This is a genomic window from Pseudomonas sp. ChxA (genome assembly GCF_030263855.1).
Classification (GTDB): domain Bacteria; phylum Pseudomonadota; class Gammaproteobacteria; order Pseudomonadales; family Pseudomonadaceae; genus Aquipseudomonas; species Aquipseudomonas fluorescens_CB.
Map to the genome: position 1 here is coordinate 849,901 of NZ_JARPMK010000001.1, position 25,245 is coordinate 875,145.

26 protein-coding genes are annotated in these 25,245 nt (G+C 58.6%); 8 read left to right on the forward strand and 18 right to left on the reverse strand.

The window, feature by feature from the left end:
* The first annotated feature begins 460 nt into the window (after positions 1–460).
* The 7 genes from P5706_RS03730 to P5706_RS03760 all read left to right on the forward strand — a co-directional run bounded on the left by P5706_RS03730 (position 461) and on the right by P5706_RS03760 (position 5,672).
* Complete coding sequence (locus P5706_RS03730) at positions 461–1,042, forward strand: YjfI family protein (protein WP_032865490.1); 582 nt, start codon at positions 461–463, stop codon at positions 1,040–1,042.
* A gap of 17 nt (positions 1,043–1,059) precedes the next feature.
* Positions 1,060–1,758 carry a PspA/IM30 family protein gene (locus P5706_RS03735; RefSeq protein ID WP_200432081.1) on the forward strand — a complete coding sequence of 233 codons (699 nt, stop codon included), beginning with the start codon at positions 1,060–1,062 and terminating at the stop codon, positions 1,756–1,758.
* Between the two features lie 172 nt (positions 1,759–1,930).
* Entirely contained in the window at positions 1,931–2,491 is a 561-nt protein-coding gene (locus tag P5706_RS03740; RefSeq protein ID WP_285678583.1) for a rhomboid family intramembrane serine protease, read from the forward strand.
* Positions 2,492–2,663: 172 nt separating this feature from the next.
* Positions 2,664–3,326: a DUF2491 family protein gene (locus P5706_RS03745; protein WP_200432083.1), complete on the forward strand. Its 663-nt coding sequence runs from the start codon at positions 2,664–2,666 to the stop codon at positions 3,324–3,326.
* 15 nt (positions 3,327–3,341) lie between these two features.
* Complete coding sequence (locus P5706_RS03750) at positions 3,342–3,770, forward strand: DUF350 domain-containing protein (protein WP_056861936.1); 429 nt, start codon at positions 3,342–3,344, stop codon at positions 3,768–3,770.
* An 18-nt stretch (positions 3,771–3,788) separates the two neighbouring features.
* Positions 3,789–4,502, forward strand: a complete 714-nt coding sequence (locus P5706_RS03755; RefSeq protein WP_200432084.1) for a DUF1190 domain-containing protein — start codon at positions 3,789–3,791, stop codon at positions 4,500–4,502.
* A 12-nt stretch (positions 4,503–4,514) separates the two neighbouring features.
* A complete protein-coding gene (locus P5706_RS03760; protein WP_285678584.1) occupies positions 4,515–5,672 on the forward strand; it encodes a glutathionylspermidine synthase family protein in 1,158 nt (385 codons plus the stop codon).
* Positions 5,673–5,812: 140 nt separating this feature from the next.
* Here P5706_RS03760 and ycaC read toward each other — a convergent pair whose 3' ends face one another.
* From ycaC to P5706_RS03810, 10 genes are all read right to left on the reverse strand, one after another.
* Entirely contained in the window at positions 5,813–6,445 is a 633-nt protein-coding gene (ycaC, locus tag P5706_RS03765; protein ID WP_285678586.1) for an isochorismate family cysteine hydrolase YcaC, read from the reverse strand.
* 123 nt (positions 6,446–6,568) lie between these two features.
* Positions 6,569–6,949: a Zn-ribbon domain-containing OB-fold protein gene (locus tag P5706_RS03770; protein ID WP_285678588.1), complete on the reverse strand. Its 381-nt coding sequence runs from the start codon at positions 6,947–6,949 to the stop codon at positions 6,569–6,571.
* Position 6,950: 1 nt separating this feature from the next.
* Positions 6,951–8,129 (reverse strand): thiolase family protein, encoded by a 1,179-nt coding sequence (locus tag P5706_RS03775; RefSeq protein WP_285678589.1) that lies wholly within the window; start codon positions 8,127–8,129, stop codon positions 6,951–6,953.
* A complete protein-coding gene (locus P5706_RS03780; protein WP_285678590.1) occupies positions 8,126–10,123 on the reverse strand; it encodes an acetoacetate--CoA ligase in 1,998 nt (665 codons plus the stop codon). Before P5706_RS03780 ends, P5706_RS03775 begins: the two co-directional genes overlap by 4 nt.
* Positions 10,124–10,242: 119 nt before the next feature.
* A complete protein-coding gene (locus P5706_RS03785) occupies positions 10,243–10,971 on the reverse strand; it encodes a TetR family transcriptional regulator (RefSeq protein WP_170038048.1) in 729 nt (242 codons plus the stop codon).
* Between the two features lie 74 nt (positions 10,972–11,045).
* On the reverse strand, positions 11,046–12,341 hold the full coding sequence (locus P5706_RS03790; RefSeq protein ID WP_285678591.1) for an aspartate aminotransferase family protein: 1,296 nt from the start codon (positions 12,339–12,341) through the stop codon (positions 11,046–11,048).
* Complete coding sequence (locus P5706_RS03795; RefSeq protein WP_285678592.1) at positions 12,325–13,722, reverse strand: amino acid permease; 1,398 nt, start codon at positions 13,720–13,722, stop codon at positions 12,325–12,327. Before P5706_RS03795 ends, P5706_RS03790 begins: the two co-directional genes overlap by 17 nt.
* Before the next feature lie 413 nt (positions 13,723–14,135).
* Positions 14,136–15,224, reverse strand: a complete 1,089-nt coding sequence (gene darG, locus P5706_RS03800; RefSeq protein ID WP_200432092.1) for a type II toxin-antitoxin system antitoxin DNA ADP-ribosyl glycohydrolase DarG — start codon at positions 15,222–15,224, stop codon at positions 14,136–14,138.
* Positions 15,221–15,865, reverse strand: coding sequence for a type II toxin-antitoxin system toxin DNA ADP-ribosyl transferase DarT (darT, locus tag P5706_RS03805; protein ID WP_200432093.1), 645 nt, complete (start codon positions 15,863–15,865; stop codon positions 15,221–15,223). Before darT ends, darG begins: the two co-directional genes overlap by 4 nt.
* On the reverse strand, positions 15,862–16,434 hold the full coding sequence (locus P5706_RS03810) for a DarT ssDNA thymidine ADP-ribosyltransferase family protein (protein WP_285678593.1): 573 nt from the start codon (positions 16,432–16,434) through the stop codon (positions 15,862–15,864). Before P5706_RS03810 ends, darT begins: the two co-directional genes overlap by 4 nt.
* Before the next feature lie 533 nt (positions 16,435–16,967).
* Between P5706_RS03810 and P5706_RS03815 the strand changes: the two genes are divergently transcribed.
* Complete coding sequence (locus P5706_RS03815; protein ID WP_017136023.1) at positions 16,968–17,204, forward strand: DUF6124 family protein; 237 nt, start codon at positions 16,968–16,970, stop codon at positions 17,202–17,204.
* A 283-nt stretch (positions 17,205–17,487) separates the two neighbouring features.
* Here the strand turns inward: P5706_RS03815 and P5706_RS03820 are convergent, their stop codons facing one another.
* From P5706_RS03820 to eat, 8 genes are all read right to left on the reverse strand, one after another.
* Positions 17,488–18,258 (reverse strand): LexA family transcriptional regulator, encoded by a 771-nt coding sequence (locus P5706_RS03820; protein WP_200432095.1) that lies wholly within the window; start codon positions 18,256–18,258, stop codon positions 17,488–17,490.
* Between the two features lie 214 nt (positions 18,259–18,472).
* A complete protein-coding gene (ppa, locus tag P5706_RS03825; protein ID WP_003176323.1) occupies positions 18,473–19,000 on the reverse strand; it encodes an inorganic diphosphatase in 528 nt (175 codons plus the stop codon).
* A gap of 93 nt (positions 19,001–19,093) precedes the next feature.
* Positions 19,094–19,924: a M90 family metallopeptidase gene (locus tag P5706_RS03830; protein ID WP_285678594.1), complete on the reverse strand. Its 831-nt coding sequence runs from the start codon at positions 19,922–19,924 to the stop codon at positions 19,094–19,096.
* A gap of 6 nt (positions 19,925–19,930) precedes the next feature.
* Positions 19,931–20,584: a DedA family protein gene (locus tag P5706_RS03835; protein ID WP_056861943.1), complete on the reverse strand. Its 654-nt coding sequence runs from the start codon at positions 20,582–20,584 to the stop codon at positions 19,931–19,933.
* 313 nt (positions 20,585–20,897) lie between these two features.
* Positions 20,898–21,356: a GNAT family N-acetyltransferase gene (locus P5706_RS03840; RefSeq protein WP_138813679.1), complete on the reverse strand. Its 459-nt coding sequence runs from the start codon at positions 21,354–21,356 to the stop codon at positions 20,898–20,900.
* Positions 21,357–21,448: 92 nt separating this feature from the next.
* Complete coding sequence (eutC, locus tag P5706_RS03845; RefSeq protein WP_285678595.1) at positions 21,449–22,282, reverse strand: ethanolamine ammonia-lyase subunit EutC; 834 nt, start codon at positions 22,280–22,282, stop codon at positions 21,449–21,451.
* Positions 22,279–23,673, reverse strand: a complete 1,395-nt coding sequence (locus tag P5706_RS03850; protein WP_285678596.1) for an ethanolamine ammonia-lyase subunit EutB — start codon at positions 23,671–23,673, stop codon at positions 22,279–22,281. Before P5706_RS03850 ends, eutC begins: the two co-directional genes overlap by 4 nt.
* A 64-nt stretch (positions 23,674–23,737) precedes the next feature.
* Positions 23,738–25,171, reverse strand: a complete 1,434-nt coding sequence (gene eat, locus P5706_RS03855) for an ethanolamine permease (RefSeq protein WP_058420204.1) — start codon at positions 25,169–25,171, stop codon at positions 23,738–23,740.
* Positions 25,172–25,245: the final 74 nt, after the last annotated feature.

Below are 25,245 nucleotides of genomic sequence, written 5' to 3' on the forward strand. Positions count from 1 at the left end.
CAGCAATGTCACAGAACTTAGCACGGAGTTTTGGCTGATTCGCAACGCCTTCACAACAATTCACAAGGCCAAGGTAATTTCGGAACATTTATGCAGTAAGGCCAGCGCCTGAAAAAAAGCCCGATGTGCGCGGTACGCTTGCGCTAGAGCATGGTGAGCGATGTATGGGCGCGCCAACAACGGCCATTTAACCGTTCATCAGATTTGAAAAAGGAGCCTTAGCCTGAGCATGGGCGCTCCTGGGCCTTGCGGGAAAAGTGATACAAAAAATCTCACGCGTGAGCTATTGAGCCTGGCGAAAATAGCGCGTAGATTTTCTCACGCGTGAGATTTTCACAACGAGGCCAGTACCATGAAAAGCAGCTCTCCATCGAGCCCGTCCGCAGAGCCCGATACCGATTCGGCAAGCCGTAAGGGAGAGCGCTTGAAGCCGCCGGTTAAAAAGCCATCGAGCTTTTACATGAAGCAGATGCGCGCGGGGCTGGCGGCCGCCGGTTATGTGAAACACGAGACTTGGGTGCTTCCCGAAAACCGAAGCCTGCTCAAGCAAATGGAGAAACAGCTTCGCCAACCGATTCTGGCTGGCTCATTTATGTCGGAGAATTTCATGAGCGCAGGTACCAACTGGAACATCGACCGCCTTTTCAGCGCGCTTCAGGCCCTGGACGAAGTGGTCGCCAAAGACATTACGCTTTCTCTGGTTCAAGGCTCCGAGTCCAGCATCAAGCTGGAAATGAACGACTTCGGTGGCTTGCCGATTTACATCGCGGTGGTGGGCGAGCAGATCATCGTCGATACCGTGCTGGTCGACGTCGAGTCGATCAACGATGTAACGGCCTTCAATGACGCCGTGCTGCGCAGTCGGGAAATGTTCCCGTTGTCGTCTATCGGCATCGAATCCATGCCGAACGGCCAGGTTGTTTACAACATGTTTGGTGCGCTGAGTTCCGACTCCAGCCTGACCAACATCGTGACCGAGGTGAAAACCCTGGTCGATAACGTGCAGCGCGCCAGCGAAGCCTTCGAACGTTTCTTCAATTAAGTATTCGGGAGTATCCAATGAGTCAGTCCATCTGGAGCAAATTGTTCACCGCGTTGCGTGGCGGTGCCAGCGAAGTCGGCGAATCGATCGTCGACCAACAGGCCCTGCGCATCCTTGATCAAGAAATTCGCGACGCCGACACCGCACTGGCCAACGCCAAGCGTGAGCTGGTGAGCATCATGGCCAAGCACAAGCTGGCGGCGGATCGCGTGGGCGAGTACGACGCCAAGATCAAAGACCTTGAGTCCAAAGCGATGGCCGCTATCCAGGCCAACCGTGAAGACCTGGCCCTGGAAGTGGCCGAAGCCATTTCGACCCTGACCAACGAGCGCGACGCCGAGCAAAAGCAGACCGCCGAGTTCGGTGGCTACGCCGACAGCATGCGCAAGGACATCACCAAGGCCGAAAGCCGGATCAAAAGCCTGCGCCAGCAAGTGGACATGGCCAAGGCCCGCGAAAGCGTGCAAAAGGCCCAGGTCAGCGCGTCCGTCGCCAGCGGCGGCGCCAACGGCAAGCTGGAAACCGCCGTTGGCACACTCAACCGCCTGCAGGCCAAACAGCAGCAACGTGCCGCTGAACTGCAAGCCCAGGACGAACTGGCCGAGGCATCGACCGGTACCGACCTGGAACGCAAACTGCGCGAAGCCGGCATCACGCCGGACACTGGCAGCGCTAATGCGATTCTGGAGCGTCTGAAGCAAAAGTCGGCCGAGTAGCGCTTGCACTGCCGGACCCGTGGCGAGGGAGCTTGCTCCCGCTGGACTGCGTAGCAGTCCCATTTTTAGGGCCGCTGCGCAGCCCAGCGGGAGCAAGCTCCCTCGCCACAGTGACTGTATTCTTTCTTAACGGGCGGGCATTGATCGGTGCCCTTTTTACCTCGAGGTCAGGATGGACGCCCTGAAGGGTTTCAAGACAATCGCAGGCCTGGCCGTGTTCATGGTCGCGCTGCAACTGCTCAATGTCGCGACGGGCTACAGCCTCATGGCATTCGGGCTGATCCCGAGGACCGTGCAGGGCCTGTTGGGCATCCTCACCTCACCGTTTCTGCACGCCTCCTTTGCCCACCTAAGCGCAAACCTGATCGCCTTTGTAGTGCTGGGCACCCTGGTCATGGCCGAAGGGCTCAACCGGTTCGTCAGCGTGAGCGCGATCATTATCCTGCTGGGCGGTTCGCTGGTCTGGTTGTTCGGGTTTAGCGGCGTACACGTGGGTGCCAGCGGCTGGGTCTTTGGGCTATGGGCCTACCTGTTGTCACGCGCCTGGTTCCACAGGAGCTGGAGCAACCTGTTAATCGCCGGTGTCGTCGCGGTGTTTTATGGCGGGTTGATCATGGGGTTTGTGCCGCGTCAGGGTATTTCCTTCGAGGGGCACCTGTTTGGTGCGCTCGCCGGATTTATTGCTGCCAAGGTACTTCTCTCTGCACCGCGCAGCAGGTTTAATGCCGGGTGAACGCACTTGCGCCTACAGACGCTGAGGCGATGGCGTCAGGAATCAAGTACCCAGGGAGTCAGGGGCGACATGTCGAATTTTTTTGTGTGGCGCTCGGGCGTCATCTCCGGCTCTTATTGTTTCTCATCTATTCCCTTCTCTATCGCCTCCACCCACCTCAAGGAACTCTCCAATGGGATGGTTTAAACAGTTGATGGGGCTTGAGGCCCCACAAGCGAATGCCGAGTCGACATTGCCTCTGCCGACCACCGGCCCGCTAGGCCTGGCACCCGGCAAAGGCGTGATGTTCGACTCAAGCCTGAAATTGCTGCTCGATGAAAAAACCTCGGTGGTGATCCCTGGCTCCCAGGAAATCTGGGCCAACGGCACCGTTGATCTCGGGCAGTCGACCTGGCTGTCACGCTACTACATGAACGACGAAGATTACTGGCTGCAGGTGCATACCACTGGCGACATCGCCGGGCAAGTCGAGTCGGTGATCCTGTTCAACTACTTAAGCTACGTCACCATCAGCAGCGAGGCGGAACTGCGCCGCTTGGCAGGCCCACAAAGCTTGATCGGGCTGCCGACTTACACCCACAACGGCGTCGAGTACGCCCGTGTGTGGGGTGGCGAAGCGGGCCAGACCGAACTGGTGGCGATGAGCGAGCGCGTGGTAAACCCGGAAGACGCCTACAACGTCGAGCACCGTTCGATGCTGTACGCCCGCGACACCGGGCTGACCGATCGCCGCGAGTTCCTGCTGTTTTCCGTCGAAGAAGATGCCGAGGGTGGCATCAGCCTGAGCACGTCGCTGGGCATTTCGCTGTACACAACCGACCTGACTGCGCTCTAAAAAAGGAAGCCGTCCATGCTAGAAGCTCTCTCCATCTCCCTGAACAAAGCCGCTGTGCTCGGCTTTGTCATCTACATCCTGGGGGCTGCGGTGCTGTTCGCGCTGTTCCAGTTCATCTACACCCGGATCACCCCGCACAAGGAGTTCGAACTGATCCGCGCCGGCAACGTTTCGGCGGCGGTGGCCCTGGGCGGCGCGATCATTGGCTTCGCCATTCCGGCCAGCAACGTGATTGCCTACTCCATCAGCCTGCTGGATTTTGTGGTCTGGTCGGTGATCGCCGCCGTCGTCCAACTGCTGGCATTTCTGCTGACCAGCCTGGTGCTCAAAGGCACGTCCGAGCGCATCAAGAATGGCGAAGTTGCGGCCGGCATCTACGTGGCCGCCGTGGCTATCAGCGTCGGCATGCTGAACGCCGCGTGCATGACGCCCACCCAGTACTGATTGCGCACGGAGCTCTCGATGAAACGAAGCAAGTACGTCCAGCTGTCGCTGGCAGCGTCGGTCGCCATGGCGATATCCGGCTGTGGGCCGACCGAAAAAACCTACGATTTGCAGAAAAAGTACAACTTCCAGTCGGTCCAGCAATGCGCCGATGAAAAGCTGCCGGTCGACGTCTGCTCGGACGCCTACATGACCGCCATGGCCGAGCACCGCCGCATCGCGCCGGTGTACGACAGCCAGACCGATTGCGATGCCGACTTTGTCGCCGACTGGTGCCAGCAAGACTCCACCGGCAAGTTCATCCCAAGGCTCGGCGGTTTCGAACTGACCGCCGAAGGCCGGGTGACCCAATCCCAGGTCGACGCGGCCAATGCCCAAGTCGCCGGCGCGCAAGCCAACAGCGGTGGCTCAGGCTTCTCCACCAGCAGCCTGCTCACCGGCCTGTTGATCGGCAACATGCTCAGCAGCAATCGCAACAGCTACCGCTCCGAGCCGGTGTACCGCTACCGCGATGATCGCGGCAATTACGGCAACTCAACGCTCAACCAGCGTGTCTCCAACGGGGCGACCTTTGGCCGCTCCAACCAGGCCCGATACGGCAGCAGCAATTACTCCAACACGCTGCGCTCCTCCAGCAAGCCGGTGAACGTCGCGTCGTCCACCTCCCGTGGCGGTTTTGGCAGCAAAGCCAGCGCCCGCAGCGGCTGGGGCGGCGGCGGGTCGAGCAGTTAAGGAAGCCAGGCCATGAAGAAGATCCACTGCGCAGAACGTCATGACTGGAAACAGACCGCCGAAAGCCTCGGCTTCCTGTTCCACACCATCGACGGCGAACCCTACTGGGACGAAAGCGCGTACTACCAGTTCACGCTCGAACAAATCGAGCGCGACCTCGAAGACCCGACCACCGAGATCCATGACATGTGCATGGACCTCGTGGCGCGCGTGGTGCAAAACGAGGAATTGCTGGAACGCTTGAGCATTCCCGCGCCGTTCTTCGACATGATCCGCACCTCATGGCTCGAAGGCCACCCGCACCTGTATGGGCGCATGGACTTCTCCTACAACGGCAGCGGGCCAGCCAAACTGCTCGAACTTAACTACGACACACCCACCAGCCTCTACGAAGCGGCGGCGTTTCAATGGGGCTGGCTCGAGCAATGCATCGAGCGCGGCCTGCTACCCAAGCACGCCGACCAGTTCAACAGCATCGACACCAAGCTGCATCAAGCCTTCGCGCAACTGCAACTGAACCAGCCGTTCTACTTCGCCTCGATGAAAGACTCCATCGAAGACAAAGGCACCACCGACTACCTGCGCCTGGTCGCCGAAAAAGTCGGTATCGAATCCCGCCACATCGATATCGAAGACATCGGCCTCACCAGCGACGGCCGCTTCGTCGACCTTGAGGATCGCTGGATTCCCCACCTGTTCAAACTGCACGCCTGGGAATTCATCTTCCACGAACCCTTCGGCGCCGCGATTGCCCAGAGCGATACGCAGTTTTTCGAGCCCGCGTGGAAAGCCATCCTCTCCAACAAAGGCATCCTGCCGCTTCTGTGGGAGTTCAATAAAGGCCACCCGAACCTGCTCGCCTCCCACCTGGACACCGACCCCGGCAAAGCCGTGCCAAAGGGCTGGGTACGCAAGCCGTTCTTCTCCCGCGAAGGCGCCAACATCGAACTGCAAACCGCCGACGGCCTGATCGTAAAAGAAGACGGCCCCTACACGGACGCGCCGTTTATCCTTCAAGAATTTGCGCCGCTGCCGAGGTTTGGCGACAGCTACACACTGATCGGCTCCTGGGTCATCGCTGACCAAGCCGCAGGCATCGGCGTGCGCGAAGACAACAGCCTGATCACCAAGGACTCAAGCCGGTTTCTACCGCATCTGATTCTCGACTGAGCCACCCCAATTGCAACGCAGCAAAGCCCAAATGTGGGAGCGAGCTTGCCCGCGATGACGGTATGTCAGCCACCGAATGTAGTGACTGATTCACCGCCATCGCGGGCAAGCCCGCTCCCACAGGTTAAAGCCTATCAATCTCAACCCTGACGCGCCGCCAGCACCGAATAGCTGTTCATCAAGTTCCGATAGTTAGGAATCCGCTGCGACAACAAATTCCCCAGCCCCTCAATATCGTTGCGCCAGTCACCCTGCAACTCACACGCCACCGAAAACCAATTCATCATCTGCGCCCCCGCTTGCACCATCCGGCTCCACGCGGCCTGCTGCACCGTCGTATTAAACGTGCCCGACGCATCCGTCACCACAAACACCTCAAACCCCTCCGCCAGCGCCGACAACGTCGGGAATGTCACACACACATCCGTCACCACACCGGCAATGACAATCTGCTTACGCCCAGTCGCCTTGACCGCCTTGACGAAATCCTTGTTGTCCCACGCATTGATCTGACCAGGGCGAGCGATGTACGGCGCCTGCGGGAACATCTCCTTCAATTCCGGCACCAACGGGCCGTTGGGGCCTTGCTCGAAGCTGGTGGTCAGAATGGTCGGCAAGTTGAAGAACTTGGCGACGTCCGCCAGGGCCAGCACGTTGTTTTTGAACTCATTGGGGGAGAAGTCCTGCACCAGCGAGATCAGGCCGGTTTGGTGGTCGATCAGCAGAACAATGGCGTCGTCTTTGTTCAATCGGCTGAGGGTTGGAGCGCTCATGGTTGAAGTCCTTTTTTGTTTAGGTTGGTTTGGCGTTGCGTTCAACATGGGCACAGATTAGTAGGTGGGTTCTAAGTGATAAATCGGCTGGTACGTGTCTTACCGTCAACTCAAAAAGGACAATCAGGCTGATGGAACAAACACGGGGACTTTTTGGCCGCTCGGCGTGGGCGCAAACGCCACCTTGAGCCGTTGCCCGATGCACAAGCGGTGCGCAGCCTCACACTGGATGACCGACAACATCGTTGGCCCTTCGTCGAGCGTTACGTAGGCAATGCAATGCACGTCGTCTGCGCGCCCGCTATAGCTGAAGCTGTACAAGGTGGCGCCACCGCTGGCGACGATCCAATCGGTTGCGGTGCTGCCGGTGAACGGGCTGTGATCGCGGGGGTAGTAGTAGGCCTTGCCGGTGTCCAGGCAGCGGCGTAGCAACAGTTGGTCTTGATTGGCGGCGGCCCAGAACGGCGCACTTTCCGCGGTGATGTGCGGTGAGGTCAGCGGCATATCAGAGGCGCTCCAGTATGAGTGTGGCGCTGCCGTGGCGTGAACCCAGCAGGCCACCGGTGCCGTGGGCCAGAGCGAGTGCGCAATGGGGCCGTTGAACGGCCGGGTGTGCTTCGCCGCGCAACTGGCGCACAGCCTCGATCAGCCTGGCCATGCCGCCGCGATGGCCGGGGTGGTTATTGCACAGGCCGCCGCCGTCAGTGTTTACCGCCAAAGGGCCGACACCGCTGATCAACTTGCCGTCGGCGACAAAGGCGCCGCCTTGGCCAGGGGCGCAAAAACCGAGGTTTTCCAGCTGGATCAATACGGTGATGGTGAAGCTGTCGTACAGCGAGGCGTAGTCAATATCGCCAGGCGTGAGGCGCGCCTCACCAAATGCATCGGCGCCGGATTGCGCGCCACCCGAGGTCAGCAGGTCGAAGTAACCGCCGTTCAGATGGTTAATCGCATAGCCCGAACCGATAGGCGTAATCAGCGGCCGTTTGAGCGAGCGCGCAATGGCCGGATGGACCAGCACCAGGGCGCCGCCGCCGTCGCTGATCACGCAGCAGTCCAAGCGCCGCAAAGGGGCGGCGACCCAGGGTGAATTCAGTACGTCTTCCACCGTCACCACATTGCGCAACATGGCCTGCGGGTTGTGCTGGGCATGGTGTGACGCCGCGACTTTTATCCAGGCCAATTGCTCGGCCGTGGTGCCGTGTTCGTACTGATGGCGCATGGCGCACATCGCGTAGAGGTTGACCACGGCAGCGCCATAGGGCGTTTCAAACGGCGCTTCACAGGCGCTGTACGCTGGGTCTAATGCGCTGCTTTGCGGACGTTGGCGCTCGGCGCGCGGGCGCCCGGCCTGGGTGATCAAGGCGACGCGGCAGCGCCCATCGGCGATGGCGCGGGTAGCCTGGGCGACTTGATGCATGTAGGACGAGCCCCAACTTTCCGTCGTATCCAGGTGCCGTGGCTGGATACCCAGGTACTCGACCATGGAGAACGGCCCTACGCCTGGCGCCCCCCAGCCCGGCACATCACTGGCGCAGAAATAGCCGTCGACATCACTGAGGCTCAGCCCCGCATCCTCCAGGGCGCCGCGTGCCACATCGGCATGCAACTGCGCCAGCGAGCGGTCAGTGGCGTGACGTGTTGGGTGTTCATAGGCACCCACGATATAAGCTTTACCCCTCATGGCTGGCGGCTCCGGGCGGCGTATTCGATAAAGAACTCAAGCGCCTGCGGGTCACGCATGGCACTGGGGTTGGCGACTTTCTGCGGGTCGTGTCCCATCAGAATCCGGCGTACCGGCACTTCCATTTTTTTACCGGTGAGGGTGGTGGGAATCAGCGGTACAGCCAGGATGCAGTCCGGCACATGCCGAGGTGTGCATGCCAGGCGCAGGCAGTCATTCACGCGTTGCTGCAAAGGCTCATCCAGCACCGCGTCGGCACGCAGCTGTACAAACAGCGGCATAAAGAAACCGCCCTCGGGCAAATCAAGGTTAACGATCAGTGCATCCTCGATTTCTGCGATGTGTTCCAGCGCCCGGTAAATCTCCGCCGTGCCGATCCGCACGCCAAAGCGGTTCAGCGTCGCATCGGAACGCCCCAGCACCTGGCAGCCGCCGCGAGCATTGAGCAAAAAGAAATCCCCATGGCGCCACACGCCCGGCCACGGCTGAAAGTAGCTGTCGCGATAGCGCTCGCCCGTGGGGTCATTCCAGAAATACATCGGCATCGACGGCATGGGCGACCTCACCACCAGCTCGCCGACTTGATCGATCACCGGTTGGCCGTGCGCATCAAACGCATGGGCATCCACCCCCAGGGCGCGCGCCTGGATCTCGCCGGCATACACCGGCAAGGTCGGTACGCCACTGACCAAGCCGGTGCAGATATCCGTACCGCCGCTGCCTGTGTTGACCCACACCGCCGCGTTCAGGTTGCGATAAAACCATGCATTACACTGCGGTGAAACCGGCGACCCCACCGGCATTACCGTGCGCAGTGCGTGCAGGTCAAAACGCTCGCCAGGCACCACGCCCTCGCGCTGCATCAACTCAATGTAGGTGGGGCTGGTGCCGAAAAAACTCGCGCGGCTGTCTTGCAGGATTTGCCACAGCGCATCGGTGCCTGGCCAGGTGGGATGGCCGTCGTAAAGTACCGGGCGTACACCGCAGAGCAAGGCGCTGAACAAGGTGTTCCACATCATCCAGCCGGTGGTGGTGAAAATGAAGGCGGTGTCACCCGCACGGAAATCCAGGTGCAGATGCAGTGCTTTGAGCTGCTCCAGCAGAACCCCACCCTGGCTGTGAACGATGGCTTTGGGCACCCCTGTGGTGCCGGACGAAAACAGTACCCATAACGGATGATCGAAGGGGACTTGCTCGCACTGGAAATCGGCGGCGGGCACCCTGGGGCGCAGGCGCAAACTGTGCCAGTCGATGGCGTTGGGCAGCGTCAATGGCTCATCAGGAAACAGCGTCGGCAGCACAATGACCTGCTGGATACTGCCCAGCTCGGCGACGATCTGCCGGACCTGGCCACGCCGGTCAAACGCTTTGCCGCCATACCGGTAGCCGTCCACCGCCAACAGCACTTTCGGCGCTAATTGCCGCACCCGATCCAGCACACCTTCGCTGCCGAAATCCGGCGAGCAACTGGCCCAGATCGCGCCGATGGCTGCACAGGCACACAGCGCAATCATCGCCTCGGGGACATTTGGCAGGTAAGCCACCACGCGATCACCGGGTACTACGCCGAGCTCTCGCAGATAGCCGGCGAGCGTGCGTACCTGGTCGCAGAACTCGACCCAGGGCAAGCCCTGCAAAGCGGTGGATTCGCTCAGGTAGAGCAGCGCATCGCCTTGCCGTTCGTTGCGCAAAATGTGTTCGGCAAAATTCAGCTGCGCGCCGGGAAACCACTCTGCGCCTGGCATCGTACGTTCACCCAGCACCGCGTGGTATGGGCTACTGGTCTGCACCTTGAAGTGGTCCCAGATCGATTGCCAGAAAGCGTCCAGATCATCGACCGACCACTGCCATAGCCCGTGGTAATCGACAAAGCTCAGCCCGCGCTCGCGTTTGAGCCAAGCCAGGTAGTGCGTGAGGCGGGTATGTTGGATATGTTCAGGGGAGGGCTGCCAAAGCCGTTGGCCCTGGACCACTTCGTTGAATGCAGTCGCCACGATTTAAGACCTCTGACGTTTTTGTTTTTAGGGTCATGGGGTATTCATGCGTGACGGACTGTAGCGATAAATTGTACGACGTACAATTGATAGGCTTTCTGATTATGTTGTGCGATTTTTCAGCGACGCGCCGCCAGGGTTTCCAGGCCGCAGAGGAGGGTGTCGACATAAAACGCAAAGCTCTCATGCAGCGGCGCGTGCACACCATTTTGCCAGCGCAGGCTGAAACCTCGGTTGCTGAGCTGGCCCATGTTCTGCGCAAGGGTCGGGTGCTGCTCGGCGTCAACGGTCTGCAGGCTTTCCTGTACTTGCTGCTGCCAGGCTTCGGTGTTCTCCGGCAGCGGGGCGAACTCCAAGGTGGTGAAACCGGCAAGGGCGGCGATAAACGTGTTGTAGGCGCCAGCCAATGAAGGCCCACTGAAACCCGCTTGCTGCAACGCTGCCAATACGCCTTCTACCAACTTGAAGTCGGTGCGGGTGTTGGAGACCAGTTGCGCACCGAGCAACGGCGCCACATTCGGGTGCTGGTGCACAGCGTTATGGCAATTAACCAGGGTGGCGCGAAGGTAGTCCTGCCAGCGTTCCTGAGGGTGCGGTGCCACCCCTTCAAGGACTTTGGCCAGCACTTCACTCAACAGCAACTCACGTGATGAGACGTACCAGTAAATGGCTGTCGGGTACACGCCCAGGCTATTTGCCAAGTTGCGCAGGCTGCATTTTTCCAGGCCTTCGCGGTCGATCAACGCCAATGCGGCGGCGATAATCGTGTCTTTATTCAGCTGGTTTTGCGGGTCTTCGCCAACGGTTTTTTTACGCCTGCCTCGTGGGTTTGCGGTTTTGCTGGTCATGGACGTTGTTCCGGTTGAGCGACGGCGAAAGGATAGCCGGTCGTCGATTCGCTGTCGCTCTTCCAGGCGTGGCGTCAGTCTCTGGTCAACATGCCTCCATAGCGTTCTACAAAGGCCTGTGTAGCATTAACCAGCCGATTCATTTCGTGCTCGGTCAGCGGCAGGCTCAACGCAAACAGCCCACGCCGCGCACTGTAGATCCCACATTCAAGCAGGTGAAAAAAGAACAGGTCCCGTAGGCGGTTTCGGTCCGTTGGGATATCCGTGGGCCGAAGAATCGGCAAGCCTGTGGGATGCAGGTTCATCACTGAACCCTGCCCGGTAAACTGCATCGGCATAGAGGCGAGCACCTCGTTCAGTTGCTCGCGCAACCGGTCGCCCCTTGTATTCAACGCAATGGCTTGCTCACGGGTATACACCTGCTCCAATCCAGCGATACCCGCCGCCATGGTCAGTACGTTGTTGTTAAAGGTGCCTGCGTGAGAGAGGCTGCCATGGCGCGGATCGAACTGCGCCATGATGTCTCGTCGGCCACCCAACATTCCACAGGGCATCCCGCCGCCGAGGTATTTGCCCAGGGTCATCAGGTCAGGCGTTATACCGAGCTTTTCTTGTAAACCGCCTGGGCCAAGGCGTGAAGTCATCACCTCATCGAACACCAGCAGTACCCCATATGCACGGCTCAACTCGCGCAAACCCTCGAGAAAGCCCGGCGCGGCGCAGATACAGCCACCGGCGCCCAACATCGGCTCCACGAGGATCGCCGCACACTCGCCAGGGTGCTCAAACAGCAAACGCTCGACACTGCCTAGATCGTTGTAATCCGCCAGGTACACGCGGTGGGGCACATTCATCGGCGTGCCTGGCCCGGCAAAACTCAGCACGCCGCCGTGATAACCGCCGTTAAACGCGATGACGCCGTCGCGCCCGGTGTAGGCCCGTGCCGCCGCCAGCGCGAGCAGATTCGCCTCGGTACCGGAATTGGTAAAGCGCACCTGTTCGATACAACCAAAGCGCTCCACGATCAACGCTGCCAACCGCGCTTCCAGTTGCGTAGGGGCGCTGAGGTTCAGCCCGTTCGCCATCGCCGTCGTCAGCGCCTGGATGATTACCGGGTGAGAGTGCCCATACAGCGCTGCGGTGTATTCGGCGAGAAAGTCGACATAACGATGCCCGTCCAGGTCATCAAGAAAACAGCCCGCGCCGCCCGACATCACCAACGGAAACGGCGCATAAAACAGCACTGAGCGGGTATTGCCACCCGGCATTACCCGCGCGGCCAAGTCCATTTGCCGGGCGCTGTTGGGGTTGGCGTGGGTATAGCGTGTGATGCAGCCCTGCAACGCGGACCTATCAGGCGCTGTGAACATCGCTCACCTCCTTGGGTGCGTTGCGCTTTGGATATACCAGCAGCAACAACGCAAACCAGGCCGCCGCCACGTAAAACGCCGTGCGCGTCTCCGGGTCTCGAATCACCAGCACCGTCAACCCAGCCAAAAACAACAGTACCAACACGCTGCTGCCCCGAGCCCACGGCAAGCGATACGCCATCAGCGGCAACTCACCCCGCTGCACCTTGCACCGATACGCCATATGCGTGGTGATGATCACCGCCCACACCCAAATCAACAGGCCCAGAATGCCGGTGATCAATAGGTTGAAAATACTTTCCGGCATCAAATAGTTCAGCAATACCCCCACCAGCAAAATCGCGGTCGACACCATCAAGCAACGCGCCGGCACCTGGCGCGGGCTCAACACCTGCAATTGACGGGGTGCCTGCTGAATATGCGACAGCGCAAACAACATCCGGCTGGTGGCAAACAACCCGGTATTGCACGACGACGCCAGCGCACTGATCACTACAAAATTGATCAGCCCGGCCGCAATCCCCAGGCCAATGCTGTCGAACACCATCACAAACGGGCTTTGCGAAGTATCGATCTGGTTCCAGGGATAAAGGGCCATGATCACCGCGATCGACCCGATATAAAAAATAGCCATCCGCCAGATGATGCTATTGATCGCTCGCGGCAATGTGCGCTCCGGGTTGGCCGTTTCCGCCGCCACCAAGCCAATCACCTCAACCCCGGCAAAGGTAAACGCCGCCAACGGTATCGCGTACCAAAAGCCACTCCAGCCATTCGGGAAAAAACCACCGTGCCGCCACAGGTTGGTGATCGAAGGGGTGGTTTGCGACGATGTATCCAGCCCGAAAATCAGAATCGCCAAGCCTGCGGCAATCAACCCGACAATCGTCACCACCTTGATCAATGCCAGCCAGAACTCCACCTCGCCAAACGTCTTCACCGCAAACAAATTGATCACCATCAACACCACCGTGGTGACCAACGCCGGAATCCACTGCGCCAACTCCGGGAACCAATATTTCATCAACAAGCCGATCCCCGTAACCTCCAGCACCCCCACCAGAATCCAGATCAACCAATACGACCAACCCGTGATAAACGCCACCCGCGGCCCCAAAAACTCCTCCGCATACGTCGCAAACGACCCGCTACCGGGCCGATACAACGACAACTCCCCCAGCGCCCGCGCAATCAAATAAACCATCCCCCCACACAACGCATACGCCAGCAACAACGCCGGCCCCGCCGTGGCAATTGCCTTACCCGAACCCAGAAACAAACCGGCCCCAATAATGCCGCCGATAGCAATCAACATCACATGACGCTCCTTGAGCGACCGCGCCAAGCCATGGTTGGAAGAGTGAAGTGGTGGTGTAGACATCTGCATTCCCCAAGCTGTATTGCACAGCAGTAGTGAGGTGGCCCGGCTCAGACCGGATTTTATTGTACGGTGTGCAATAAGCAGTTTTTGGGCCAAATGCTAAACGCGTCGGCAAGCGGTTTTTAAATGGGCTGTTTAGATATGTTTGTAGGAAGGTTCGTTGGGGCGATGTTGATTGGGGGGAGGGTGAAAGCGTGTCACCTGGGGAAACAGATGGGTGGGGGGGACACGGTCGAGAATTAGCGGTGATTTCCAAGGGCCAGCAGGGCGGATCCCTTTCATTTGAAGGACGTTTCCTGGAGCGTTCCGTCGGTTTGCTTACAGCTATTTGGATGGCTCATAGGCAGCAGCAGATGATGAAAAGGACTTTCTAGGAACCATTGTTTGCCGTTGCACCAAGTTGCTGGACCACCCTAGCAGGTGGTCAGCTGAGGCCTGAGAATACTGGAGGTAAGCCGCTTCAGCGCAATGTCAAGCGCTTGATCGTCAAACAGCTTGTTTTTGCGAGTAGCCGCACCTGAACCGCCGTCCCAACGTTTCAATGCTTCACGCACAGCGGTAACCGTCGGGGGAACGTGTTCCTGGCTAAGCAACCAGTCGACTGTCGCTAACAGCTCCATGCCAAAGGGCGACTCAAAGCCATCAATCAATTCGGCGGTAAGCTCCAGGGCTTGTGAATACTCCTTGGCCTCCGTTTTTAGGTAGGTTTGGAGGAAGGCTTTACGGTCCTGGTCAAACCAGATTACATCGCTGATACCCGCATCGCTGATGCGTTTGTCGCAATGTAGATAGCTGCCATCCAGGTTATTGAGCAGATGTTCCAACCGATTGGCATACGGCCCGTATTTATGAGCAACGAACTTCAGGTCCAGTGGTTTTTTTGCGTCTGGCAGCGTCTCAATAGCGCGTTCTAAAAACCAGGCCAACTTCTGAATCTCAAGCAGGCTGCATTCCATACCTAAAACCCAGTAGCGTCGAACCAGCTCAGCAATGAGTGCACGGGCGGGCGTGAGCTTCTCCACACCACTTCGTTTGGCGACGTTCAGGTACTGATTGGAGGGCTCAAATACCAGCACATCGACATCCAGATCACCCAAAACATCAACAATCTGTTCACGAACTTCCGGCCATTTCAGGCCGCCATTACCCGCGCCCAACGGTGGAACCGCTACAGATTTCACATGGTTTTCGATCAAAAAACGACGTAGGTCGTGCAGACCTTCGGTTATCCAGGCCATCTGCGATGGCGATCGCCAGTGACGTTTGGTCGGGAAGTTAACGATCCATTTAGGACCTTCCAGTTCGTTGACCGCCGTTACGTGGACCTTGCCGGTTTCTACCTCGCCAGCCTTGCAGGCAGCTGCGTACAGGCGATAATTTTCCGCAAAGCGCTCTTTGAACATCAGCGCGATACCTTTGCCCATCACGCCCACGGTATTCACCGTGTTGACGAGAGCTTCAGTGTTGGCTTCCAAAAGGTTGCCTTGGGTGAATCTGATCATTGGAAATACCATCCCGGACGCGCATGCACAGATAACGTCAGGCCTCTAGCGGCGACGTCCTGTTGTATGCGTTCTTTCATCGCATCGGTGTAGCACATGATGCCTAGGAGTCCTGTAATCGGTAGGTGGTGGTAAATCAGCGCTTCGGCCTGATAACGCTCCATCTTGCGAGGGTCATCGGGGTCACGTTTAAAGTCGCGTCGTTGAAGGATAGACCAATCGATCTCATGAAGATTTTCCGGATCGCTGTAATAGTCTGTCCAATCCGGGTAAGCGTGTGCGTTTGTGAAGACGAACGGTAGACCCAGTTCAGCGACGCGGTGCAGGCTGGAGACCAGAATCACGATCTCGTCATTGTTGCGCTGCTGAACGCTCCACCCGGAGTGAATATTTTTCATCATCACAGAGAAAGGGGTGAAGTAGAAGGGCACGTAGTCGGCCAATACGCCAGCAGGCGCGATAGGAACACAGCGAGTGCGGCGTTTGTCGATTAAGTCAGCGTTGCCAATGTTCACGTACTGCGGTGCCTGCATCTCGGAGCTGGCGCAGTGCAGGCCGTTGTCCAGAATCCAGGGCAGATTATCGCGGTGAACTATCCGCCAAATCAGCGCTTTTTCTGGATTCAGACTGCTATAAATCATCTAAGAAACATTCCCCGATTCACTCCGATTTGTACGTTAACTCTGGCCTCGAGCATTTTAGCCCTGCATAGGGCCTCAACCTCAGCATTAGAAACAAAAATATTGAAAAAATCGTAAGAGGGAACGACCTCTGGCGATAGGCACTCCGCCATACAGATGCTTTTGCAGTGTGGATCGTGGTAATTCCTGGCGTTCATGACATCCCAATTTATCGCTTCGAAGCCTTCGGCATAATCGAGCAGTTGAATCGCATCATTCGCCAATGGATGACGAGGAATGACTTTCCATTGCTTTCTGATTGCAACGTTTCGATAAACTGTAATTACGACAAATTGGGTGCCAGGCCATCTGCGCTGGACGCTACCATCGAATGGATTAGCGGCAAACCAGTGGAAAGGTACGTACTGGTTTAATCCGAGGCCTTGTCTTTTTCTCAGAATCTCGGCGTCAGCTACGTCTTCAAATTCCCTGAGTTGCGCCCGCGGCTTTAGACCGCTTCGGAAAATACTGCCCAGGTTATCAAGCGAAGTGATGTGATAGAGGAGCTTTTGGTCCCTGATGTTCGGCATGTCGGTCTCCTTGACCTATGCGTGGGTTCAGCTGGCTTCATCCAGTCGCCAATAAGTTTTCGCAGGATGAGATGGGCGATTCTTTTGTGATATCACTTCGGCTCGCGAGCTTCAACCAATGAAGGGCATTTGGTTGAATGCTCACATACCTGTCACTGAGTGCAGCAGAAAGTTAAGCGAAATAAGAGGCCAGGTAGGTCGCTCGAATTCTATGTGCCAGCAGTACGGATCCCTTTCATTTGCAGGACGTTTCCTAGAGAATTCCAGTCGCTTGCGCCAGCTAAATTCGGCGACTAGGCTGCGTTCCGTCACTGTTTTTTCAGTGATCGGGTTTAGTCGCCCGGACTTCGCTAGGCGCACGCGCCATCCCAAAGCCAGGTGTTTCCTCACCTGCACTTTATGGTGGCTGTGCGCAGGGCACCTTCGGGTGCGCCGGTGCCTAGCGGCCGGTCGACTAACCTGCGTACAGCCGCCACCTCTGCTCGTTTAGTCGCGAAAGGACGGTGGTATTCACTTACCGCTAGAGGTTTTCTATGGATAACGTTATTTCGGATTTACCCTCATCGGCTGCGACTAAGCCATTTACTGTTAATGAAGAACTGAGCTTTGAAGATGCCTGGGTGCGCGTGGCCGAGCTGCTGCAGTGTGCGGTGGCTACATCGCAGGCGCTTGGTGAACCGCTGGGTGCGCCGCATCGGGCGGTAATGCATTTGGTGGAGATGGCGAAGATGGTGGCGGATCGGGCTGTGGAGTGTTTGCAGGCTGGATAACGCGCCAGAGAGGTCGGGCAATAAGCTGCTCCAGTAGTCCAACAATTGTTGGACTACTGGATTGTGATTCTTACAGGCATTAAAAAGCCGGCTTGTGGCCGGCTTCTCGGGGACTGCCTCAGCTTGTTTTTGACAAACCTCACCAGCCTTCAAATCGCTCAGCCCACATCACGTCGGCTGAATAGTAGGGGCATCTGCGGGAACTCCTCCGCATCGCCAGGCAGGATAGATAGCGCAAAGCCACCCCCTGCCAAATGTGGGCGGCATTCTACCCACATTCACCTCATATGCCTACCTCCGGGTCCGATTTAGAGCCTTCCCAGCCCAGCAGGTGTTCGTCCAGCGGCACCGGCCTGCGGTTGTTCAGGGTGGACCACCAGAACACCCAGCCGATGATCTCGAAGTTCTGTTCAAAGCGTTGTTCATGGGTGAGGTATTCGTCCGGGTGTTCGCCGGCGTTGTGGCTGCGCATGCGCAGGCCGCCGCCGGGGCGGTTGTAGAGGTATTTGATGCGGAGCATGCCGTCGTGTTCGACGGCGTAGATTTCGCCGTCGGTAATTTGGCTGCGGCCGCGGTCGATGGCGAGGGTGGCGCCTTGTTGGATGATGTCGATCATGCTGTTGTCGACCATGTAGGCGCCTACGGCGCGGTCGGGGTTCACGTTGAGGGCTTCGAGGGTGTACAGGGAGACGCGGATGCGTTCGCTTGAGGTGAAGGTGGGGTGGAGGGCGATCTCCACGTCGATTTTTTCTGGGAGACGGGCGGGTCCCGTGAGGTATTTGCCGCTGTCTTCGCGGGTGGCGATGCCTTTCCTTGGGTCCGGGCCTTCCAGCAGGAAGTTGGCCGGTGGGTGTTTGAGGCCTTCGCCGGTGCGCAGCCAACGGCTGGAGACGCAGAGCAGTTCTGCGATCTCGTTGAGTCGGCCCATGGGCACGCCGCGCTTGAACCAGTTGTTCACGTGTTGAGGCGTGACACCACGGTTCTTGGCGAAGTCGGAAGCGGAAAGATGAACTTCCCGCAGTAACGCTTTTAGTCGATCACCTGATGTATTCATAAACGCAGAGTTTACTGGCCGGAAAAATACATCAAATAAACTATGCGTTGAGTTTCGCGTGTAGGGATTTGCTTAGTTGTAGTCTGATATTGCAGTTATCTAATTTTATTAAACGTTGCGAATTAAACATTGAACTCGGCGTTTAATTTTTTCCACAAAAAAAGCCCCGAATCGTCGGGGCTTTTTTGATTGCCGGGCCAATGAGGAGCGGGTATCAGCCTTTGTAGGCAGCCACCGACTTCATGATCTCGGCGCGGGCGGCGTCTGCGTTGCCCCAACCGTCGATCTTCACCCATTTGCCTTTTTCGAGGTCTTTGTAGTTCTCGAAGAAGTGCTTGATCTGTTCCAGCAGCAGTGGCGGCAGGTCGGTGTATTCCTTTACGTCCACGTACAGCTGGGACAGCTTGTCGTGTGGCACCGCGATAACTTTGGCATCGCCGCCGCCGTCGTCGGTCATGTTCAGGATGCCGACTGGGCGCGCGCGGATTACCGAGCCTGGGGTAACCGGGTAAGGGGTTACTACCAGCACGTCGAGGGGGTCACCGTCGTCAGCCAGGGTGTTAGGGATAAAACCGTAGTTGGCCGGGTAGAACATCGGGGTGGCCATGAAACGGTCAACGAACAGGCAATCGCTGTCTTTGTCGATTTCGTATTTGATCGGCGCGTGGTTGGCCGGAATTTCGATGGCGACGTAGATGTCGTTCGGCAGGTCTTTGCCAGCCGGAATCTTGCTGTAGCTCATTGGGCGGTGCCCCCGTAGTTGGCCATGAAACATGGCCGGATTGGCCTAAAAGTGGCGGCGATTATAGGCATATTCTGACGCCGATGCCATGCGTCAGACGTCGTGTGGCGCCTGGCGTTCAGTCTGGTAGCGGGCATCGCCGGTTTGCAGTTGATGCAGGCGGGCCAGCGGGTCCTGGCGATAGAAGCGGCTCAGTTGCGCGTATACCTGGGGATAAGTGCCGACCAGTAAATCCGGGGCACTGAAAAAATATTCGCTGGTGACGGCAAAGAACTCCGCCGGGTTTTCGGCGGCGTAGGGGTCGATGTCCGTTTCGGCGTCCGGGTTGGCATCCAGCTGGCGGTTGAGGTCGTCAAAGGCGCTTTGCATCACGCTGGCCCATTCCTGCACGCGCATGTCGTGGTGCAGCGGCGGCAGGCCGTTGGCGTCGCCGTTGAGCATGTCCAGCTTGTGCGCCAGCTCATGGATCACCAGGTTGTAGCCTTCCCACTGGCCGCTGGCCAGTACGCCGGGCCAGGCGAGGATCACCGGGCCTTGCTGCCAGGCTTCGCCGCTGTGTTCACCGTCCCACTCGTGCTCGACGCCGCTGGCATCGCGATGGCGCTGGGGGCTGAGGAAGTCGTCGGGGTACAGCACGATTTCGTGAAAGCCCTGATACCAGTCGAGGTCGCCCAGGTTCATCAACGGCAATTGTGCCTGGGCAGCGAGCAGCAGGCGCTGTTCCTGATGCAGCTCGACGCCGGGCAGGGCGGTGAGGTGCTTTTCACTCAGGAACACCACGCAGGCTTCGCGCAGCCACTGGTCCTGCTCGGCGCTGATGCCGTCGAGGAAGGTCAGGTGGTGGCGCACCCGTTGCCAGGTGTCATCGGCAATCGGGTGCTTGGCCAGCAGGCGCCGGCGACGCCAGGCGCTGAGGGACCACATTGCCGGTTACTGCGGCTTGGCTTCGGAACTGCGGCCAAACCGGCTGCGGAACACGCCGATGATCATCGGCACCAGCGACAGCAGGATGATGAACACCACCAGCAGCGAGAGGTTCTTCTTGATAAATGGCACGTTGCCGAAGAAGTAACCCAAGGTGACCAGGCCGCCAACCCAGAGGATGGTGCCGAACACGCTGAAGCCAAAGAAGCGCGGGTAAGGCATTTTGGCGATACCGGCCACGAACGGCGCAAAGGTGCGCAGAATTGGCAGGAAGCGCGCCAGGGTCACGGTTTTGCCGCCGTGCTTGTCGTAGAAGTCGTGGGTTTTTTGCAGGTAGTCGCGGCGGAAGATTTTCGAGTTCGGGTTGCTGAACAAGCGTTCCCCGGCCGTTCGTCCGATCACGTAGTTGGTACTGTCGCCGAGAATGGCTGCCAGCATTAACAGGCCGCCCAGCAGTACCGGGTCCATGCCGCCGCCTGCGGCAATGGCGCCGGCGATAAACAGCAAGGAGTCACCGGGCAGGAAGGGCATGACCACCAGACCGGTTTCGCAAAAGATAACCAGGAACAGAATGGCGTAGATCCACACTCCGTAGTTTCTTACCAGCATGTCGAGGTACACGTCGAGATGCAGGATAAGGTCGAGCGGGTTGAAATCCATGGATGGCACCTGTGTGAATGGCCCGGCTCAGCAGGCCTGTGCGGAAGCTACGGGTAAGTTAGGCTACAAGCTTATGTCGCGATTCTTACAGCTCTGAGAGGTCCGCATTATACGGATTGAGAGGTGAAAAGCGTGTTGGTTTTGTAGCGGGGAGTGTCGCCGGAATCAAGGCTCTACACCGATCCAAATGTTGCTTAGATGTAAATGTGGGAGCTGGCTTGCCTGCGATAGCGGTGGGCCAGCAAATGATGCGTCCGCTGATACTCCGCTATCGCAGGCAAGCCAGCTCCCACAGTGGAGCGCTGGTGTTTTCTCAGTCCTCACTGATCGGCAGCACGTAGTTCTTGAACTCCGTATCTTCCCGAAACCCGATCGACTCATAGGTCTTCTGCGCCACCTCATTGTCACTGCTGGTCGACACGCGCAGCCGCACGGCCTGGGTCTCCTTGGCCATCTTCTTCGCGGTGCGCATCAAATTATCCGCCACCAACTGCCGGCGGGCATCTTCGGCGACGTAGATGTCGTTGAGGATCCACACGCGTTTAAGCGACAGCGACGAAAAGCTCGGGTACAGCTGGCAGAACCCCAGCAACTTCTTGTCGTCATCGTCCGCCAGGGCCAGGTAGATCACTGACTCTTTGCGGCGCAGGCGCTTTTCCAGAAAGGCCCGCGATGAATCCGGGAAGGGCAGTGCGCCATAAAACTCGCGGTATTTGACGAACAACGGGGTCAGCAGGTCCAGGTGTTCCAGGGTCGCTTGAGTAATCCGCATGCCAGGCCTCAACTTCCAAATGGGGTATGACCACACAAGCGGCCGTGACTCGATGCTGCCTAATGACGCAAAAAAGCGCAATCGTGCAGCTATCAGTCATTGGGTGGGCTGAGCAGGAAATTGCCTTTCATCAGGTCTGGATCATCTGATTCGATGGTCTGAACCTGCGCCTCGTCCTTGAGATTGACCCCCGACAGCTGCCGACGACACGCTTCTTTCATCAAGTAGAGCAGGCGATGGGCGGCCATGCCGTAGCTCAAGCCCTCCAGGCGCACATTGGAAATGCAGTTGCGGTAGGCATCGGTGAGGCCGACCTTAGGGTTGTAGGTGAAATACAGCCCCAGGCTGTCCGGCGAGCTGAGCCCCGGCCGTTCGCCGATCAGAATCACCACCATCTTGGCCCCGAGCAATTGGCCGACTTCATCGGCCACCGCCACGCGGCCCTGTTCCACCAGAATCACTGGCGATAAAGACCAGCCTTCAGCCTGGGTCTGTTCCTCCATGCGTGTAAGAAACGGCAGCGTATGTTTATGCACCGCCAGCGCCGACAGGCCATCGGCTACCACCACGGCCAAATCCACGCCACCTGGGTTGGCGGCGGCATAGTCGCGCAGGCTCTGGGCTGACTCATCACTTAAGCGTCGGCCCAAATCCGGGCGTTGCAGGTACATGTGCCGGTCCACCGCAGCGCTGTGCAGCAACAGGCTGTCACGCCCGCGCTCGGCCATTTGGCTGCTCAGGCCCGCATGGTCGAAGGGCAGGTGTACCGCATCGCGTGCCTGGGCGTGGGCGAATTGAAAATCCAGCTGCGCGTTGGTGGGGATGCTGGTGCCGGTGCGGCCCAAGGCAATGCGCGCAGGCGTGAGGCTGCGCAGCTCCAGCCATGGGTTGTCAGGCAGGTCGAGTTGCACAGGCGGCTCCTTCATCCTAATTGCTTCAAGGCGTGGCGAAACGCCGGTGGCAGGCTGTTGCCGAAATGCACCTTGCCGTCGGCTTGGGTGAAGATGCCCATTTTCGCCAGCCACTGTTCAAACTCCGGCGCCGGCTTTAAACCCAATGTTTGTCGGGCGTACAGGGCGTCGTGGAACGAGGTGGTCTGGTAGTTGAGCATGATGTCGTCGGAGCCGGGAATGCCCATGATGAAGTTGATCCCGGCCACACCCAACAGGGTCAGCAGGGTGTCCATGTCATCCTGGTCGGCTTCGGCGTGGTTGGTGTAGCAGATATCACAGCCCATCGGCACGCCAAGCAGCTTGCCGCAGAAGTGGTCTTCGAGGCCGGCGCGGATGATCTGTTTGCCGTTGTACAGGTACTCCGGGCCGATAAAGCCTACAACCGTGTTGACCAAAAACGGCTTGAAATGCCGCGCCACGGCGTAGGCGCGGGTTTCACAAGTTTGCTGGTCGACGCCAAAGTGCGCGTTGGCCGACAAGGCACTGCCCTGGCCGGTTTCGAAGTACATAAGATTCTGGCCCAAAGTGCCGCGATTCAGGCTCAAACCCGCCTCGTAGCCTTCCTGCAGCACGCTCAGGCTGATGCCGAAACTGGCGTTGGCCGCCTCGGTGCCGGCAATTGACTGAAACACCAGGTCCAGCGGCACGCCACGGTTGATGGCTTCGATGGAGGTGGTCACGTGGGTGAGCACGCAGGCTTGGGTGGGGATTTCGTAGCGCTGGATAATCGCGTCAAGCATCTCCAGCATGGCGCAGATCGAGGCGATGCTGTCGGTGGCCGGGTTGATTCCGATCATCGCGTCGCCGTTGCCGTAGAGCAGGCCGTCGAGAATGCTGGCGGCGATGCCCGCCGGTTCATCCGTCGGGTGGTTGGGTTGCAGGCGGGTCGACAGGCGCCCGCGCAGGCCCATGGTGCCGCGAAACTGGGTGACCACGCGGATCTTCTGCGCCACCAGCACCAAGTCCTGCACTCGCATGATCTTGGAAACGGCGGCGGCCATCTCTGGGGTCAGCCCGGGCGCCAGTGCACGCAGGGTATGTTCGTCGGCCGCATCACTGAGCAGCCAGTCGCGCAGGCCGCCGACGGTGAGGTGGCTGACTGCGCTAAACGCCTGCTTATCGTGGGTGTCGATGATTAGCCGGGTGACTTCGTCGCTTTCGTAGGGGATCAGCACTTCTTCGAGGAAGTGTTTCAACGGGATATTCGCCAGCGCCATTTGCGCCGCGACCCGCTCGCCGTCGTTTTGCGCCGCCACGCCCGCCAGGAAGTCGCCGGAACGCGCCGGGCTGGCCTTGGCCATCACGTCTTTGAGGCTGTCGAAGCGGTAGGTCTGTGTACCTACCGCGTGGGAAAAGCTTGCCATACAGTGTCTCCTTGGCGACGCGGGCTGCCCGTGAGTAAGGCGCCCGCATCGAGGTTTACGGCTATCAGTGCAAGGCGGCCTCTGCGGCCTGGATCGCCGCGAATTCCTCTTCGGGCGTGCCTGCTACCAAGTGATGCCGGCTGTAGAAAGCAAAGTAAGCAATTAATACTCCATAGATGATCGCAGCGCCAATCACCACCCGTGGATCCACCAGAAAGCCCGCCACTACGGCCACGCAGGCCAGTACCAGAGCGATGCCGGAAGTGAAAATGCCACCCGGTGTGCGGTACGGACGCTCCATTTTGGGGCGGCGGATGCGCAAGGTGATGTGCGCGGCCATCATCAGTACGTAGGAAATGGTCGCGCCGAACACCGCCACCAGAATCAGCAAATCACCCTGGCCGGTCAGCGACAGGCCGAAACCGATGATGCCGGGGATCACCAATGCCAGCACCGGCGCCTTGCTTTTGTTGGTCTGCGACAGCTTGCGCGGCAGGTAGCCGGCACGGGACAAAGCAAAGATCTGCCGCGAGTAGGCGTAGATAATCGAGAAAAAGCTCGCGATCAGCCCGGCCAGGCCAACCAGATTGACGAAGCTGCCCATCCAGGTCGAGCCGCCGTAAGACAAGGCCAGCGCCTCGACCAGCGGGTTACCGGATTTGATCAGCGCATAGGTGCCGGCGCCGCCTGGCGCAATCACCAGAATCAACAGGGCAAAACTGGTCAGCACCACAATGGCGCCAATCAGGCCACGCGGCAGGTCACGTTTGGGGTTCTTGGTTTCTTCGGCGGCCAGGGGCACGCCTTCAACGGCGAGGAAAAACCAGATCGCGTAGGGAATCGCCGCCCACACGCCGACGTAGCCAAACGGCAGGAAGGTGCTGGCGCCTTTGGCCTCGGTCACCGGGATATCGAGCAAGTTGGCGACGTTGAAGTGCGGCACCATCGACACCAGGAACACGCCCAAGGCAATCGCTGCGATGGCGGTGATCACAAACATCAGCTTCAGGGCTTCACCCACGCCGAAGATGTGGATGCCGATAAAGATGATGTAGAACGCCAGATAAATCATCCAGCCGCCGATGCCGAACAACGACTCGCAATAGGCGCCGATAAACACCGCAATGGCGGCGGGCGCGATGGCATATTCGATGAGGATGGCGGTGCCGGTGAGGAACCCGCCCCAAGGGCCGAAGGCGCTGCGGGCAAAGCCGTAGCCGCCGCCGGCGGTAGGAATCATGGAAGACAGCTCGGCCAGGGAGAAACACATGCACAGGTACATGGTGGCCATGAGCAAGGTGGCGAGAAACATGCCGCCCCAGCCGCCTTGGGCCAGGCCGAAGTTCCAACCGGCGTAGTCGCCGGAGATCACGTAGGCAACGCCAAGGCCGACCAGCAGCACCCAGCCGGCGGCGCCTTTTTTCAGTTCGCGCTGTTGGAAATAGTCGGTGCCGACTTTTTCGAAGTCGACGGAAGAGCCAGTGGGTTCGCTAGGCATGGGAAAGTACCGTCCATTGTTATTGTTCTAGCTCGACCTCTTTGTGTCGAACGTGAGTTGCGAGTACTTGCGAA